At 61.3% G+C, this 15,127-nt stretch carries 16 protein-coding genes; 1 reads left to right on the plus strand and 15 read right to left on the minus strand.

Annotation, left to right across the window (positions count from 1 at the left end; all coding sequences use genetic code 11):
- Window positions 1-10: 10 nt before the first annotated feature.
- Complete coding sequence (gene nac / locus QRN54_RS15140) at window positions 11-934, plus strand: nitrogen assimilation transcriptional regulator NAC (protein ID WP_030535780.1); 924 nt, start codon at window positions 11-13, stop codon at window positions 932-934.
- On the opposite strand, the gene QRN54_RS15145 is transcribed toward nac, so the two are convergent.
- The 15 genes from QRN54_RS15145 to QRN54_RS15215 form a co-directional block, all read right to left on the minus strand.
- Complete coding sequence (locus QRN54_RS15145; protein ID WP_030535781.1) at window positions 928-1,854, minus strand: D-isomer specific 2-hydroxyacid dehydrogenase family protein; 927 nt, start codon at window positions 1,852-1,854, stop codon at window positions 928-930. The genes nac and QRN54_RS15145 overlap by 7 nt on opposite strands.
- Before the next feature lie 45 nt (window positions 1,855-1,899).
- Complete coding sequence (locus QRN54_RS15150; protein WP_007731708.1) at window positions 1,900-2,682, minus strand: SDR family oxidoreductase; 783 nt, start codon at window positions 2,680-2,682, stop codon at window positions 1,900-1,902.
- On the minus strand, window positions 2,679-3,200 hold the full coding sequence (locus QRN54_RS15155; RefSeq protein ID WP_172403471.1) for a gluconokinase: 522 nt from the start codon (window positions 3,198-3,200) through the stop codon (window positions 2,679-2,681). Before QRN54_RS15155 ends, QRN54_RS15150 begins: the two co-directional genes overlap by 4 nt.
- Before the next feature lie 104 nt (window positions 3,201-3,304).
- Window positions 3,305-4,348 carry an urea transporter gene (yut, locus tag QRN54_RS15160; RefSeq protein WP_285182354.1) on the minus strand — a complete coding sequence of 348 codons (1,044 nt, stop codon included), beginning with the start codon at window positions 4,346-4,348 and terminating at the stop codon, window positions 3,305-3,307.
- 34 nt (window positions 4,349-4,382) lie between these two features.
- Window positions 4,383-5,330 (minus strand): urease accessory protein UreD, encoded by a 948-nt coding sequence (locus QRN54_RS15165; RefSeq protein ID WP_285182355.1) that lies wholly within the window; start codon window positions 5,328-5,330, stop codon window positions 4,383-4,385.
- Window positions 5,327-5,968: an urease accessory protein UreG gene (ureG, locus tag QRN54_RS15170; RefSeq protein ID WP_007731713.1), complete on the minus strand. Its 642-nt coding sequence runs from the start codon at window positions 5,966-5,968 to the stop codon at window positions 5,327-5,329. The genes QRN54_RS15165 and ureG overlap by 4 nt, the downstream gene beginning before the upstream one ends.
- Window positions 5,969-5,978: 10 nt before the next feature.
- Entirely contained in the window at window positions 5,979-6,692 is a 714-nt protein-coding gene (locus tag QRN54_RS15175) for an urease accessory protein UreF (protein ID WP_042921156.1), read from the minus strand.
- Window positions 6,676-7,323 carry an urease accessory protein UreE gene (locus QRN54_RS15180; RefSeq protein WP_050655600.1) on the minus strand — a complete coding sequence of 216 codons (648 nt, stop codon included), beginning with the start codon at window positions 7,321-7,323 and terminating at the stop codon, window positions 6,676-6,678. Before QRN54_RS15180 ends, QRN54_RS15175 begins: the two co-directional genes overlap by 17 nt.
- Before the next feature lie 9 nt (window positions 7,324-7,332).
- Entirely contained in the window at window positions 7,333-9,051 is a 1,719-nt protein-coding gene (locus tag QRN54_RS15185; RefSeq protein ID WP_003943847.1) for an urease subunit alpha, read from the minus strand.
- A gap of 35 nt (window positions 9,052-9,086) precedes the next feature.
- Window positions 9,087-9,524, minus strand: a complete 438-nt coding sequence (locus tag QRN54_RS15190) for an urease subunit beta (RefSeq protein ID WP_003943812.1) — start codon at window positions 9,522-9,524, stop codon at window positions 9,087-9,089.
- Between the two features lie 29 nt (window positions 9,525-9,553).
- Window positions 9,554-9,856, minus strand: a complete 303-nt coding sequence (locus QRN54_RS15195; protein WP_007731718.1) for an urease subunit gamma — start codon at window positions 9,854-9,856, stop codon at window positions 9,554-9,556.
- A 51-nt stretch (window positions 9,857-9,907) separates the two neighbouring features.
- A complete protein-coding gene (amt, locus tag QRN54_RS15200; protein ID WP_007731720.1) occupies window positions 9,908-11,593 on the minus strand; it encodes an ammonium transporter in 1,686 nt (561 codons plus the stop codon).
- Between the two features lie 568 nt (window positions 11,594-12,161).
- Window positions 12,162-13,157 carry a prenyltransferase/squalene oxidase repeat-containing protein gene (locus tag QRN54_RS15205; RefSeq protein WP_285182356.1) on the minus strand — a complete coding sequence of 332 codons (996 nt, stop codon included), beginning with the start codon at window positions 13,155-13,157 and terminating at the stop codon, window positions 12,162-12,164.
- Window positions 13,158-13,249: 92 nt separating this feature from the next.
- Window positions 13,250-13,945 (minus strand): Imm52 family immunity protein, encoded by a 696-nt coding sequence (locus tag QRN54_RS15210; protein ID WP_285182357.1) that lies wholly within the window; start codon window positions 13,943-13,945, stop codon window positions 13,250-13,252.
- 86 nt (window positions 13,946-14,031) lie between these two features.
- Window positions 14,032-14,727, minus strand: a complete 696-nt coding sequence (locus QRN54_RS15215; protein WP_338012658.1) for an Imm52 family immunity protein — start codon at window positions 14,725-14,727, stop codon at window positions 14,032-14,034.
- Window positions 14,728-15,127 lie beyond the last annotated feature (400 nt).

The raw sequence follows: 15,127 nt of genomic DNA on the forward strand, positions 1-15,127 counted from the left end.
TTTGCACAGCATGGACACGAGAAGGCTCTACTCGTTCGTACGAATTGTCGATGCCGGCAGCATCACCCGAGCCGCCGACATCCTGCACATCGCACAACCCGCCCTGAGCCAACAGATGACGTCGCTGGAAACGCAGTTCGGTCAGCAACTTCTGATCCGCAGCAAACAGGGTGTCGAGCCGACCGATGCGGGGCACGCACTCTATCGGCATGCTCAGGTGATTCTGCGTCAGGTGGAGAGTGCCCAGGCCGAGGTGTCCGTGGTCGGACGGGCGCTGGCGGGTGGCGTCTCGGTCGGCCTCGCCCCGTACAGCACCGCGACGGCAATCGCCTTGCCGCTCTTGGCCCGTGTGCGCGAGCAGCACCCGAATATCTTGTTGCACATCAACGAGAACTTCGGTGGCGTGCTCAGCGAAGCGATGATGACCGGTCGCATGGATCTGGCGTTGTTGTACGACGCCGGCCCGATCAAGGGTGTGACGTTCGAACGCTTGCTCACCGAGGAGCTGGTGGTGGTTGCGCCGTTCGGTACCGGACTGGCAGGCGAATCGGGATCCGACATCTCCCTGCCCGAGATCGCCGAACTGCCACTATTGCTTCCGGGTCGGATGCACACCATCCGCAAGGTGGTGGAGCAGGCTTTCGACCGTGCAGAGCAGCAACCGAACGTCGTGGCCGAAGTGGAATCGGTGATGACGCTGTCCGAGGCCGTACGCACCGGATTGGGCGCGACGGTTCTGCCGTGGTCGGTGGCCCGCAGGGTCATGGACGTCGAAGCGCTCGAGCTACGACGCATCGAGCCGGGCATCGAAGTGCATGTCTCCCTTGGCACCCCGGCCAATCAGCCCCTCTCCAAACCGGCCGAGGCGGTGCGCGATGTTCTGCGCACCGTCGTTGCCGATTACGTGAAGGGAACCAACGCGAGCGGTCAGTAGCCCGCCGACGGATCGATCACGGCGGCGAGGTCCTCACCTGCGGCGAATCGGGCGACGTTGGCTGCAACGTGATCTGCCAGGACGCGGGTGAGCGTCGTAGCCGGGTTGGCGACGTGTGGAGTGATGATCGCGTTGGGCAGCTTCCACAACCGATGCCCGTCCGGCAACGGCTCGGGATCGGTGACGTCCAGTGCCGCCCCGCCGATCGAACCGGCTTCCAGTGCGTCGACCAATGCGTCCGTGTCGACGAGGGTGCCACGCGCGATGTTCACGATCCAGCTCGACTCCGACATCTGGTCCAGTTCGGCCTTGCCGACCAGATGCCGCGTCGCGGATGTCGACGGTGCTGCGATCACGAAGTGATCTGCCTTGGACCAGATTTCGCCGGTGCGGTCGGCCGAGAGCGTTTCGGAAGCACCCTCGACAGGGGTCCCGGAGCGGGTGATCGCGATGACCTTGACTTTGGACGCGGCGAGGTACGGGATCAACGCACGGCCGATTCCGCCGCAACCGATGATCGCCACTGTCGAGCCCTGCAAAGTGCCCACCCGCGGGTCGAACTCTTCCTTGCGCCACGACTGCGCCGCCAATTGTTCGGGGAGAGAACGAACTCCGGCGAGGAGAAGCATCATCGTATGTTCGGCAACATTGCCCGCGTACGCTCCGGCAGCAGACGTCCAGACCCGCTTGTCGTCGATCACCTTGGCGTCGAACCAGGGCTCGATGCCGGCGAACGGCAACTGCACCCAGCGAACCGAATCGGGTAGCGACGACGGGAACGTCTCCGGCCCGTGTACCCACACGACGCCCTCGGCGTCTGCCAGTGGAACGAGAACTCCACCGGCTCGGCGTATTCCGTCGGCGACGTGAGGATCCTCGACGGGACCGAGGTGGATGCGAGGGGCGCTGGCGTCTGTCATGTGGGTGCTTTCTGTTCGAGTAGCGGACGATCTAACAGCGGACAATCAGACGACGGCCGTCATTCCGCCGTCGACGTAGAGGATCTGACCGTTGACGAAATCCGAAGCCGGGGAGGCCAAGAACAGTAGCGACCCGATCAGCTCCTCCGTACGGCCCCAACGTCCGGCGGGTGTCCGCTTGGCGAGCCACGCGGTGAACTCCGGATCGTTGACCAGCGCAGAGGTCAGTTCGGTGTCGAAGTATCCCGGTGCGATCGCGTTGATCTGCAAACCGAAGGGTGCCCAGTCGGCGCACATCCCGCGGGTGAGCATCTTGAGCCCGCCCTTGCTGGCTGCGTACGGTGCGATTCCCGCTCGGCCGAGTTCGCTCTGCACCGAGCAGATGTTGACGATCTTCCCGTGTCCGCGCTCGACCATGCCGCGGGCGAATTCACGTCCGACGTAGAACGCACTGGTCAGGTTGGTGTCCATGACACGCCGGAAGTCGTCGTCGCCGAACTCGAGAAGCGGGGCGCGGTGCTGCACGCCGGTGTTGTTGACAACGATCTCGACCGGGCCGACCTCCGCCTCGATGCGTGTCGCCGCATCCCGGACGGCGGCCGAATCGGTGACGTCGAACGCGTATGCGTGCACCGTTGCGCCGGTCGCGTCGGCGATGCGTCGACGCTCGGCTTCGAGCACGTCGGAATTTCGGCTGTTGAGCACCACCACCGCACCCGCCTCGGCGAGACCAGTCGCGAGGGCCGAGCCGATGCCTCGGCTCGAACCCGTCACCAGCGCGACCTTCCCGGAAATGTCGAACGGGCCGGGGCTTGCGGTGCTACTCACGCTGTGACGCTCCTCTGAGATGTATGGATGTAGTCGACTGCCTCGCCCACCAGTGTGCTCGGTTCGGAGACGACATTCAGCGTGATGCCGCGCTCGTCGTCCGTAAGCGGTTCGAGAACCTCGAACTGGGAGATGAGCAGACTCTCCGGCATGAAGTGCCCGGCGCGGGAACGCATACGTGCGGAGATAGTCTCGAATTCACCGTCCAGGTGGACGAACTGCACGTCGAGACCGTCCGGGCGCAACCGGTCCCGATAGTCCTTCCGCAGAGCCGAACAGGCAACGACGCCTGTTCGTCCCGCATCGGCACGCCCGGACAACCAGGCCGCGATCGCGTCGAGCCACGGCACGCGATCTTCGTCGGTCAACGGTGTCCCCGAACGCATCTTGGCGACATTGGACTCGGGATGCAGATCGTCACCGTCGACGAAGTCTGCTCCGAGAGACGTGGCGAGACCCACTGCCACGGTGCTCTTTCCCGCACCGGCCACACCCATCACAACTACCTGCACGGTCATGCTTCGACCATGCCCGACTACCGAAGGCCAGACAATACTCGAGCGATACCGGTTCGCGAGGGTGCCATAGCGGAACGATCTAGGAACTTCTGCGCGTTCGAGCCCTATCCGTTCGCCTTTGCGATCGAATCCTTGCCCTCGGCCGCTCCGCCCTCGATGGTGTCGTGCTGGATGGGAACGAACTTCTTCTTCGGCAGCAGGAACAGCCACGTCGCGAAGACGAACGGGCCCGTTCCGGCCGGCAGGCTGATCGGAGCAAAGGCAGACACCAGCGTGCCGTGGATGACAACAGTCACCAGTACTCCGAAGACGGTGTAGACGAACACACGCCACGACGGGTTGTAGAACACCGATCCGAGAGCAATTGCCGTCAGCACCGAACTGAGCCCGTAGAGACCATTGCCGATGTCGACGGTGTTTGCGCCCAGCGCCAGTACCGAACCCATCGCTATCGCGGAACCGATGAGCGCGAACAACGCCGCCCAACGCGACGCGACCAGCAGCGCGATCACGAAGATAATGCCGGTGACGGTGTTGTTGATCAGAAAGATCTGGGAGACGTTGCGGAACAGCGTGTCCCACAGGAAGCTGAAAGTGATGTCGGCATGAACTGACGCGTCCCCGATGTGCTGGGGAAACTGACCCGCGCTGAGGTCTGACGTTTCGATCCGCAGGAACTGGAACGCCGCAAGAAGGAAGAACCAGTTGACGAGGTTGAACGGAAAGGTCAGCGCCGGTACGCCCCACGTCTTGAAGACATTGGCAACGGCCAGGAACGCGATCGTCGACGCGGCAGCTCCCACCACGAGGTAGATCCACAGCATCACGCCGCCGGCAAGGAACGTCGGAAAGGCAGCTCCCACAAGAATTCCGTTGTATCCGTACAGGCCGATACGCATCGAATCGTCGTCGGAGTGCAGCATCATGCCGGTGACGGTGGATACCACCAGACCCACCATGGCACCGATCGCGACGGTGATCGTGTCCGCGCCTATCGCGCCCCAGAAGATACCGACCAGAAACAGCAGGCCCGTCAGCGCATTGCCCTGGAACATCACCTGCCCGGAGCCTTTGAGATTCGTGTCGATGAATCTGAGCACGACGTTCTTGTCCGCGACGTCGTCCCACGGTTTGGTGATGGTGGTCATCGCGCGTTCCTCGATCCCTATCAGGCAATCCGCGTCATCCCCAGAGCGGGACGGGCGGAATGGTGGTGTCCAGAACTGCCTTTCGTACCAGAGACCAGAAATCACGGACCTTCGCCTTGACGGGTTCGCTCTCCGGACCGAGGACTTTGAAGATGAGACCGGCGTCGTTCGGTAGCCGGCTCGCCCCGGAGACGACCTTGCCGTCACGGCCCGGAACTATCTCCTCGAGAATGGCGTCGGCGTGCTCCTTCGGTGTCAGTAGGATGACATTGCCGAAGACGTCGTGGTCGCCCATGATTCCGCCGTATCGCACGGGGAAGCGTGCCGGTTCGATCACCAACTTCTCGGTGAAGAGATTCTTCCCGTCCGGGCGCTTCGCCTTGATCAAGGTGGAGTACAGGTCGTAGACGAACATCTCTCCGCCGTCGTGATACTTGCGACCCGGCATCACGATCTCCGAGAACAACAGCGTTGCAGTCGGATCCACCGTGATGTCGGTGCGCGCGTAGTACCTCGCGTTGCGGTGTGGGATCGTCACCCCGGGCATCAGTTCGAGATACGAATTCTCCGCGAGCACCACTTTCTGGAGTTGCGACGCGTGATTGGCATCCATCCGGTGAACCTTGGTGGCCGACTGAGTGGTCACGTGCGCGAGGGAACCCGGTTCCATCTCGATGGTCAGGAACAGTCGATCGCCTTGCAACACACTGCCGGACGTCGAGATCATGTAGACGCACGGCATGGTCGGCAACGCTTCGTCCCAGTACAGCGCCTGCTGAACGAGCAGCGGTGTCTTGCGGTACATGTCCCGCAGAATCGTCTTGTCGCCACGGTCGACAAATCGCATCTCGAGAACGCCGGTCTTCCCGACCTTGCCGGCCGGGGCCTGCTCCGGCTGGTCCTGGTACTGGTCGAGTTCCGGGATGGTCGGGATCGGCCCCGGGAGCGACCGCGATGCTCCCGGGACGGACGTTGCGCTCACGGTGCGCTCGCTCCCACTTCCTCTTCGTCGAAGAGGACTCCGTGCACGATGAGGTCCACCACTTCCTTGATGCCTTCCCCGGTCATGCAATTGGTAAAGACGAACGGCTTGTCGCCGCGCATCCCCTTGGAGTCGCGATCCATGACTCCGAGATCGGCGTTGACGTACGGTGCGAGATCGGTCTTGTTGATGACCAGGATGTCGGACTGCGAGATTCCCGGACCGTTCTTGCGCGGAATCTTGTCGCCTGCGGCCACATCGATGACATAGATGAAGAAGTCGACCAGAGCCGGACTGAACGTCAGTGTGAGGTTGTCGCCACCACTTTCGATGAAGACCACATCGGTGTCCGGGAACGTCTTCTCCATGTCCTCGACGGCCGCGAGATTCATACTCGGGTCTTCGCGGACGGCGGTGTGTGGGCAGGCACCCGTCTCGACGCCGACGATACGTTCTTCCACGAGAACACCTTTGAGAGCCTTGCGCACATGCTTGGCATCTTCGGTGGTGACCACGTCGTTGGTGATGATCAGAACGCTGGTGCCCCGCTTGATGAACTCCGGTGTGATCGCCTCGATGAGCGCGGTCTTACCCGAACCCACGGGTCCGCCGATTCCGATGCGCGTTGTCTTCTTCATCGTTCTCCTTCTAGTTCATGAACATTCGGACGTGCGCCTTGACGTGCACCGCAGCCAGAATGTCGATCATCGGGGCGAAATTGGACATGTCGTCGAGTCCGTAATCACGCACTGCGGCGTACTCATGGCCGGCAGTCTGATTGACCTCGAACAGAATCTCTTGCGTCGCAAGGTGATCGACTCGGACGATACGAAGGGCAGCGCCGAGCAACGTCATCGCGACACCGTACTGATTGACCGTGAAAGCGTCCTCTTCCGGAGAACCCATCTCCGCGAAAGCAATTCCGAGGCCGACGGGGTAGGTACCCGGTGTCTCCCCCGATGCGATCGCGGCCAACCACTTGTTGAACAGGGTCTCACCGGCCAAGCGCCCGCCGAGTTCGGCCAACTTCTTACCCATGCGTGTACTCATCGTGCGTGCTTCTTCGTTGAGTTTGCGTTCGATCACTGCATGATCAGCGGCGAGGATCGCCGAGAAATCACCGGCTGCCGCACCCCGGTGCGCCGCGAGTACGGCGATACCGTCGCACGTCGCGCCCTGATGGGCGGCCGAGAGCACAAACTCCCGCAGCGACGGACCACCCGTGACAATTCCCTGCGCCACGGCCGATTCCAAACCGTTGGAGAACGAGAAGGAACCGACCGGGAACATGGAATCGGAAAACTGCATCATCCGCATCGCGCGGTTGATGCTGAGCCCGGATCCCTCAGACGAGAGGGTCATGGGTATGCCCCTCGCCCTCACGCGCGGCCGCACCGAACAAACGGCGTGCCTCGTGTGGAGCGATGTAGGGAATTACCTCGGCGCCCGGGATGAAGGTGTACTCGATGCCCTCGAAAGCATGTGTCCGCATCACCGAGCCCATGACCGCCTTGTCGACCGTCAACGGAACGTAGACCTTCATTCCCTTCACCACCGCAGGCCAGTGCTGGTTACCCACGGCATGTCCCAACTCCAAGCACGTCTGAATCATCTTCTCGGGCGTCACCTCGACCAGTGCGCTCAGGTCGATCTCCAACACGTCCTTGAGGTTGATCCTCGCCACGACGACGGTGTTCGCCTGCTCGTCCCACAGCAGAATGTCGCCGTCCTGCAACTGAATACCCCGATCGAGCGAGACGGCCAATTCACGGCCACCGATCGTGGTGCGTCGTAACCGACTCTTCTGCGCTTCCCACTGATCGAGCGACAAGACGTCGACTACCGCATTGTCGAGTCGACCGGCCCACTCCTCGTCGGTCTCCTTCCCGAGCAGCGCGTCGACTCGCGTCGGCTTTCCGCTCGGCGCGGTCATCTCGCCGTGCGTGTGTGGCGTCGCATCGGCGCCGTGCGTGTGTGTGATTGTTCCCGACACTGGAGACCCCTAACTGAAGAAGTAAAGTTGGTTCAAGCGAATGGATTCGGCAGGTTCGACGTATGCGTGGACGCCGTCCGCAGTCACCGCGAAGGTCTCCGGGTCCACCTTGATTTCCGGAGTGGCCGAGTTGCGAACCAGATCACGCTTGGTGACTGTTCTGGTCCCCTCGACAGCAACAACCTGACGTTCGAGACCGAGCCGGTCCTTGATGCCGTCGTCGAGTGCCGCTCGCGAGACGAACGAGACCGAACTCTGCGGCAACGCCTTGCCGAATCCACCGAACATCGGCCGGTAGATCACCGGTTGTGGTGTCGGGAGTGAAGCATTCGGATCTCCCATGGCATGCCAACTGATCAGACCGTTCTTGATGATCGTCTTCGGCTTCGCACCGAAAAATGCGGGCTCCCAGAGAACAAGATCCGCCATCTTCCCGACACCGATCGACCCGACCACATGCGAAAGACCAAACGTCAACGCGGGATTGATCGTGACCTTCGCGACGTAGCGCAACACGCGGAAGTTGTCGTGCGTCGGTGAATCCTCGGGCAGCTTTCCGCGGGACCGCTTCATGCAGTCCGCTGTTTGGATCGCGCGTAGCCAGTTTTCTCCAACCCGGCCCATCGCCTGTGAGTCACTCGAGAACATCGAGATGACGCCCATGTCCTGCAGTACGTTCTCGGCACCGATCGTCTCGGCGCGAACGCGGGACTCGGCAAACGAAACATCCGAGGGCACTTTGGGATTGAGGTTGTGACAGACCATGATCATGTCGAAGAGCTCGGCCTGAGTGTTGATGCCGTACGGCAACGTCGGATTGGTCGACGCCGGAAGTACGTTGTCCTCGCCCGTCACTCGCAGGATGTCGGGTGCGTGACCGCCGCCCGCACCCTCGCTGTGATAGGTGTGAATCGTACGGCCTTCGAAGGCCGCGATGGTGTCCTCGACGTATCCGGCCTCGTTGAGGGTATCCGTGTGAATGGCGACCTGAACGTCCATTTCGTCTGCCACCCGCAGAGACTCACGAATTGTGGCCGGTGTCGCGCCCCAGTCCTCGTGGACCTTCAGACCGGCCGCACCGGCCTTGATCTGTTCGACCAGCGACTGATGCCCGGACGAGTTCCCCTTGCCCAACATGCAGACGTTGACCGGCAAACCCTCGTTGGCCTTGAGCATCATCTCCATGTTCCAGATACCGGAAGTGATGGTGGTGCCGTTGGTTCCGTCGGTCGGGCCGATACCACCACCGATCAGCGTCGTCACTCCCCCACTGAGTGCGTGGTACGCCTGCTGTGGTGACACGAGGTGAACGTGTGGATCGATGCCGGCGGCAGTGAGGATCATCTGCTCACCGGAAATCGCGTCGGTCGCCGGACCGGTGGTCAGCCCCGGAGTGACACCTTCCATCGTGCTGGAGTTTCCCGCCTTGCCCCAGCCAACGATCTTGCCGTCCTTGATTCCCACGTCTGCCTTGACGACGCCGATGGTTGCATCGACGATGACCACGTTGGTGATCACGAGGTCGAGGGCACCGTCGATGCTGCATGACTCCGGATCCTGGCCCATGCCGTCGCGCAGCGTCTTGCCGCCGCCGTAGATCGACTCGTCGCCGATCGTTCGAAGATCTTCCTCGACCTCGATGTACAGGTCGGTATTGCCCAGTCTGATCTGGTCACCCGTGGTGACCCCGAACAGACCCGAATACTCTTGTCTCGAAATGCTTGTCATGGGTGTTGCTCTCCTTCGTCCGCCGTGAACGAGAATCAGTCGGTTTGAGGTTCGGACAGAAAGCCGAGTTCTTCGGCACGCTGGACGGCTCCGGGAAGCCGAGGCCGGTAGGCGGCGTGGGTCGGCGCCCAACCGTCGACAAGTCCGTTGAAGCCTTGCACTCGTTGCTTGCCGCCGAACGGCACCAACGTCACTTCCTTCTCGTCGCCCGGCTCGAACCTGACCGCCGTGCCCGCGGGAATGTCGAGGCGCCAGCCGAAGGACTGTTCACGATCGAAGGACAACGCGCGATTGACTTCCATGAAGTGGTAGTGCGAACCCACCTGGATGGGACGGTCACCGGTGTTTCGGACTCGCAACTTCAAACGTGGACGGCCCTCGTTGAGTTCGATCGGCTCGTCCCGCAACACGTATCCGCCGACCGGCACTTTCTTCTCGCCGCCGGAATCCTTCTTCGTCGATTTGCTTGCCATCTTGGAGTGCTCCTGACATCTCGGTCGGGCTACTGGATCGGAGAGTGCACGGTGACGAGCCGGCTACCGTCGAGGAACACCGCCTCGACCTGCACACGTGGAATCATCTCCGCGACACCGTCCATCACGTCGTCGACCGTCAAGGCGTGCGATGCGTCGGCCATGACCTCCTCGAGAGTCTTGCCCTCCCGAGCTCCCTCCAGGGCGGCTGCAGTGATAACTGCGACGGACTCCGGGTGATTGAGTTTGAGCCCCTTTGCCTTTCGCCTCAGTGCGACATCCGCCAACATGAGGATTGTCAGCTTGTCGAGTTCTCGCGGTGTCAGATGCATTCTGAACGCTCCTTGTCGATCATGCGGTAACTCCCTGTCGTCGAATACATGTCAGCTCCCCTGTTCCGTCGCTTCGGTGAGAGGTTCGGCCGCTTGCTGGACGAAACCGCTCCTCCTGCCGCCCGAGTACTCGTTGATCGCGTCCAGAACCGCCTGTGCATGTTCCGAGGCGACCAGCACCTCGACACGCAACCGCTCGGTGAACACGACGTCGTTGCGTTGTCCGCGGAACTTGAGCGAGGCCGAGTCACTCGCGGAGACATGCGCTTCCGATACGACTATCGACTCCGCTCCGGCGGCCAGCAGCGCCTCCCGTAGCTTCTCGGACTCGATGGTCTGCAATACCGCGGTGATGAGTTCGTGCTTCGGGGCGCCGAGGTTCGGAACAAGTTTTGCCCCCTCGACCAGGACCCCCGAGTCGAACCCGCTGGTCTGCGGCGCACCACCTGCGTCGACGAATGCGGCGTTGTAGCGGTATGCGTCCATGCCTTGCTGACGACGGTCGATGTCCACCTGGTCTTTTGGGGCCAGCTTGAGACCGATGGTCTTCTCGATGCCCGTGGCGATCAGCCAGGTCACCACGAACGAGAAAGCGATGACGACGATCAACGCCAGCGCCTGCTCGCCGAGTAGTCCTGCCCCGCCGCCGAAGAAGAGTCCGTCGCGGCCGATCGAATTGATGGCTTTTTCGCCGAACAAACCGAGAAGGAGTGAACCGAGGATGCCGCCGATGAAGTGGACCGCGATGACGTCGAGCGCGTCGTCGAACTTGAAGATCGACTTGAGCGCGAGCGCGAAGTGGCAGACCAGTCCGGCAAGCGCGCCGATCGCCAACGCGGAGAAGGTGCTGACGAAGCCGGCGCAAGGGGTGACGGTCGCGAGACCGGCTACCGCGCCGGTGATTCCGCCGATCGCCGTGGCCTTGCCCTCGGTGTACCTTTCGATGACGAGCCAGACGACCATACCGCCCGCTGCGGCGATGTGAGTGTTCATCAAGGCTTGTGCCGCAACACCATCGGCGGCCAATCCGTCGCCTGCGTTGAATCCGAACCAGCCGAACCACAGGATGCCTGCGCCGATCAACGCCAGAGGCACCGAGTGCGGGACTGCCTCGGCGTTGGGCCATCCCGGACGTTTACCGACCACCAGCAAGATTGCCAGGGCGGCGGCGCCGGCGGATGCGTGGACGACAATTCCGCCGGCCCAGTCCTGAGCTCCGCGGAGCGCCAACCAGCCTTCGGGATTGAAGAGCCAGTGCGCAATCGGGGGGTAGACGATGATCGACCACAGCACGAGCAGAACGGCCCAGCCCAAGGGCTTGAGCCGGTTTGCGGTCGCACCGGTGATCAGCGCGGGCGTGATGATCGCGAACATCATCTGATAGACCACGAACGCCAGAGTCGGTACCGCGACTGCACCTTCGATCAGGTGGAAGCCCGGGGCGGCGGCTGTGTGTATGTCCTGCAAGCCGAACAATTTGAGGTCACCGAGGAAGCCGGAACCCCAGTCTCCACTGAACGCGAAGCTGTATCCGAACACGACCCAGGTAATCGAGACGAGTCCGAGTGGGACGAGGTTCTGCTGCAACATGACGAGCGCACTGCTACCACGCACCAGACCGGCGTAGAAGAAGGCGAGTCCGGGAACCATGAAGAGAACCAGACCCGCGGAGATCAGCACCCACGCCGTGTCCCCACTATCTATCACTGCTTCGGCTAACACCATTTCCATCGACATCGACGACCTCCGAGCATTATTCGGACCTGAACAAAGTCATTGGTTAGAGCAGCAATTCGCGATGTTCCGGTTCGCTGCGACAGTTACGCTACGCCCCATAGTTGCACCTTCTCAGCAAAATCGGGGGAACATCCGGTTTTCACGTTTAGTAGAGCATTGTTCTGGGAAAAGATGGGACTTTGCCTAAACATTGCGGACGCTCCACAACCTACAATTGCGAGACTAAATCTCGCCGAAAGTGGTTTAAGTCCTGCAAAATGGGGAACGTAGCCGCAGGTGAGCGCCACTTTCGGAGCAGAAATGCCGTTTCCAGCTCGGGACTTAGCTCCCTAACCAAGACAATCGCGAGCACCTTATGCGATTACCAACGTCGGTGACCCGCCTATCCAATCGGGTAGGTAATTTCACCGAACATCTTCTCACCTGTTCAGATGATTAACCTTCACCGCACTGAGGGCAATCCTGTCGTTAATATGTTCTTCATCTGTACTGGATATTTCGACTGGAAGGTCGAAGATCACCTTTCGATAACCTTTAAGGTTGAATGAATTTCGCTGTGACTCTTTTGTTATGCAGAACCTAGAGGGGAGGATTGATCCCACCAGGCGAGCACTCGGATGCCGGATAAAGTCAGCCACCTCGACGGCTCCCCCGCCTTTGTGTCGACCTCGAACCACACCCGCCCCGGTTGGCGACCGGCCTGGAGCCACGTCCCATCCGAGGCTCGAGCGGCCCGGATCATCTCGATCGCGTCCGCCATTCGCGGATCAGGCTCATTTCCATCCGACAACGACGCTTCGCGGAAGTAGTCGGCTGCGTTGAGCACGTTGTAACGCCACCGGAACGGGTACGCGAACCGGCCGATCCAGTCCCCCACCGGTTCCCCGGTCGAGAGTCTCCGGAACAGACCGCGCTGCAGCAAGAATTCCTCACCGGATCGTCGAGCCGCGCGCGTCTCAATTGTTCCCCCGGTCGCGATCTCGTACGCGAGAAGCCCTTTGAGTGAATTAAGCGTCGAATGGAACGACGATCGGGTCGAACCTTCGATCCACTCACAGTTCCACCCACCATCCGGAAGTTGATGCCGCACAAACCAATCAGCCAGTTCATCAACGGGCATGCCGAGCCACACACCGTTTGCCACCGTCCAGGCGTTGATGCAGCAATCGACCTCACCGTCCCAGTACGGCCGGCCCTCGTACTCCCAGCGACAGTTCTCCGCGAGCAGTTCTGCAGTACGACGCTCCCGCAGAACACTGGCGTCGAGGCCCCACTCACGCAATGAGTTGAGCGTCCAGGTTGTTGCCGTCCAGGGTTGCGAACTTTGTTCTGCTGCTTCGGGTCCCGCAAAGTCGAATTCAGCCGGGAAGAACGCCCCACCCGCCCATTGGCCGTCTCGGTCCTGCAATGAAAGCAGGCGTGCACCAAATCCTTCGGTGGCGATCGACGCGCGCGTCGCCGCCCACACAGTGGGCGCTTCGTTCACCAGGTCGCGCTCCACCTGCCACCGAATCGCTGGATCCGAATCGAGGAGCCACGCGAGCAAGTCGATTCGGGATGCCATCTGGCAATACTATCGAAAGGCGAAGCAGGCCATCCGGTTAACACATTTCTCGCCGTCTGATGCAATGGTGAATTCCAGACCCGTTGCGGGGCCTACACCGGGTAACCCAACGCCGCCCGCACCGCCACGATGTCGGCGGCAGCGACCTCCATTGGCTTGTCCCCCAACCGAACCAACGTGCCAATGGGCAGTTCCTCCACCACCGCAGATTGGGGGAGTTTGCTGCGATCGAACGTAACTCCTGAATGGAAGTATGTTTCCCATCCCACCTCCACCTCACCTTTCGACCGATTCTGAAGGTGCCGGTAGTCGCCGATGCTCCACCGAGCCCGATCCGGATCCCAATGCTTGACGATCACTCTCACGATCGCGTCTCCGATATCCGGGTCGAGCAGCTGCCGGGTGCTGTCGGTGAGCTGCGTCTCCGTCGGCAACGACACCCGGACACTGTTGGGGGCGCTGGTTTCTAAGCCGCCGACCCCGGCGATAATCCGCCGCGCGGTCCCGTCCTCGGGCGACAAACCGATGCTGTACCCCGGTCCGGGGGTGTCCGAATACCCCATCTCCTTCGAGCGGGAATGCTCGAAGATTTTCACCAACCCGTCCACACTGAGATCCGCGGGGCCTTTGTCCAGTTTTTTGGTGTACACCCACGGCAACGCCAACTCCGGGTCGATCTCTTCCAGATCGTCGAGGAAGGCCCGCATCGTCTGCGCCACTTCCTGACTCGACTGCACCCGCGTGCCCCAATATCCGATCACGGTCGGCCATCGCCCGACTATGCTCATCGCCCCGTCCTTTCCAACCACTGCGTAATAGTCTCCGTCCGACTACGTGTCGCGACATGAGCAAGGGTCGGCGGTCACGCGGCGTCTTAGACCGGGTAACCCAGTGCTTCCCGCACGGCCAGGATGTCGTCGAAGTTGACGTCTAACGGTTTCTCGCCCAACCGAATCAGCGTTCCGTTGGGGAGTTCCTCCAGTACGGCGACGACGGGCAGTTTGCTGTGATCAAGATCGATCCCGGACTGGATGTATGTCTCCCAACCGACTTCGATTTCGCTGACCTCATTTCCCTGCGCATTGCGGTACTCCCGCGTCCCCCACCGCGCAGACTCCGGCGACCAATGCTCGATGATCGCTTTCATGATCGCGTCCCCGACGCGTGCAGTCAGCAACTGCGACGCCTCCCCGATTGCTTGTTTCTCCGGGGGGAGGGTGACGTTGACGAGATTCGGAACCCTCGGAACATTCCGGCCGAGAGAGAATTGGATTCTCAAGAACTGATATCTGTCCGGGTGCAACAAACTCACGATGTAGCCAAGGTCGAAGGCAGCAACGGATTGCCCTTCGACATCCTTCGCTGCCCGGAAGATTTTCGCTAGGCCTTCCACGCTTAGATCGGTCGACTCGAAGGCAGTCTCGGGCGAAAACACCCAAGCTTGTCCAAGTGCTGGATCAATGTTCCTCAGACTATGAAGAAACGAGAACACCTCCGCTGCAATGCCTTCTACCGGTTGCGTCCGAGGGCCCCAATACCCGATCACTGTCGCGCCACGATCCGAATTCATCGACCTTTCCTTTCCAGCAACTCTGCGATCGTCATAGTCGTTCTCGGCAAATCATTGTCATTGAACAGTTGTGGTCCGGGTTGCTGCGGAGCGCCGGGGGCATCCGGATTCACCGGCACCTGACCGACATCAGGCAGAGTCGGCACACTCGGTTCCTCGGCACGACCTGGCGAGGGAGCCTCCGGGGTGGAGTTCTCGGGTCTCGGGTTCGACCCCGGATCGCCAATCCCACCGGGCGAGAATGATTCCCACTCGCCACGATCGGGAACGCCGGGAAAGTGGGTTGCGAGGGTTCCGGAATCGCGGGATCCGGGCGTGCAGGTTTCATTCACGGACGGAACAGAGGGTTGATCATGCTCGGCAGGTTGAACTGTGCCGTCGATGGCGGGTATGCCGCGCG

The sequence above is a fragment of the Rhodococcus sp. MEB032 genome (assembly GCF_030208925.1).
Taxonomy (GTDB): domain Bacteria; phylum Actinomycetota; class Actinomycetes; order Mycobacteriales; family Mycobacteriaceae; genus Rhodococcus_F; species Rhodococcus_F qingshengii.

What these genes read in the sequence shown, in the direction of transcription:
- nac (WP_030535780.1), top strand. Translation starts at nt 11, where the DNA reads ATGGACACGAGAAGGCTCTACTCGTTCGTACGAATTGTCGATGCCGGC.
- QRN54_RS15145 (WP_030535781.1), bottom strand. Translation starts at nt 1,854, where the DNA reads ATGACAGACGCCAGCGCCCCTCGCATCCACCTCGGTCCCGTCGAGGAT.
- QRN54_RS15155 (WP_172403471.1), bottom strand. Translation starts at nt 3,200, where the DNA reads ATGACCGTGCAGGTAGTTGTGATGGGTGTGGCCGGTGCGGGAAAGAGC.
- yut (WP_285182354.1), bottom strand. Translation starts at nt 4,348, where the DNA reads ATGACCACCATCACCAAACCGTGGGACGACGTCGCGGACAAGAACGTC.
- ureG (WP_007731713.1), bottom strand. Translation starts at nt 5,968, where the DNA reads ATGAAGAAGACAACGCGCATCGGAATCGGCGGACCCGTGGGTTCGGGT.
- QRN54_RS15175 (WP_042921156.1), bottom strand. Translation starts at nt 6,692, where the DNA reads ATGACCCTCTCGTCTGAGGGATCCGGGCTCAGCATCAACCGCGCGATG.
- QRN54_RS15185 (WP_003943847.1), bottom strand. Translation starts at nt 9,051, where the DNA reads ATGACAAGCATTTCGAGACAAGAGTATTCGGGTCTGTTCGGGGTCACC.
- QRN54_RS15190 (WP_003943812.1), bottom strand. Translation starts at nt 9,524, where the DNA reads ATGGCAAGCAAATCGACGAAGAAGGATTCCGGCGGCGAGAAGAAAGTG.
- QRN54_RS15195 (WP_007731718.1), bottom strand. Translation starts at nt 9,856, where the DNA reads ATGCATCTGACACCGCGAGAACTCGACAAGCTGACAATCCTCATGTTG.
- amt (WP_007731720.1), bottom strand. Translation starts at nt 11,593, where the DNA reads ATGTCGATGGAAATGGTGTTAGCCGAAGCAGTGATAGATAGTGGGGAC.
- QRN54_RS15205 (WP_285182356.1), bottom strand. Translation starts at nt 13,157, where the DNA reads ATGGCATCCCGAATCGACTTGCTCGCGTGGCTCCTCGATTCGGATCCA.
- QRN54_RS15210 (WP_285182357.1), bottom strand. Translation starts at nt 13,945, where the DNA reads ATGAGCATAGTCGGGCGATGGCCGACCGTGATCGGATATTGGGGCACG.
- QRN54_RS15215 (WP_338012658.1), bottom strand. Translation starts at nt 14,727, where the DNA reads ATGAATTCGGATCGTGGCGCGACAGTGATCGGGTATTGGGGCCCTCGG.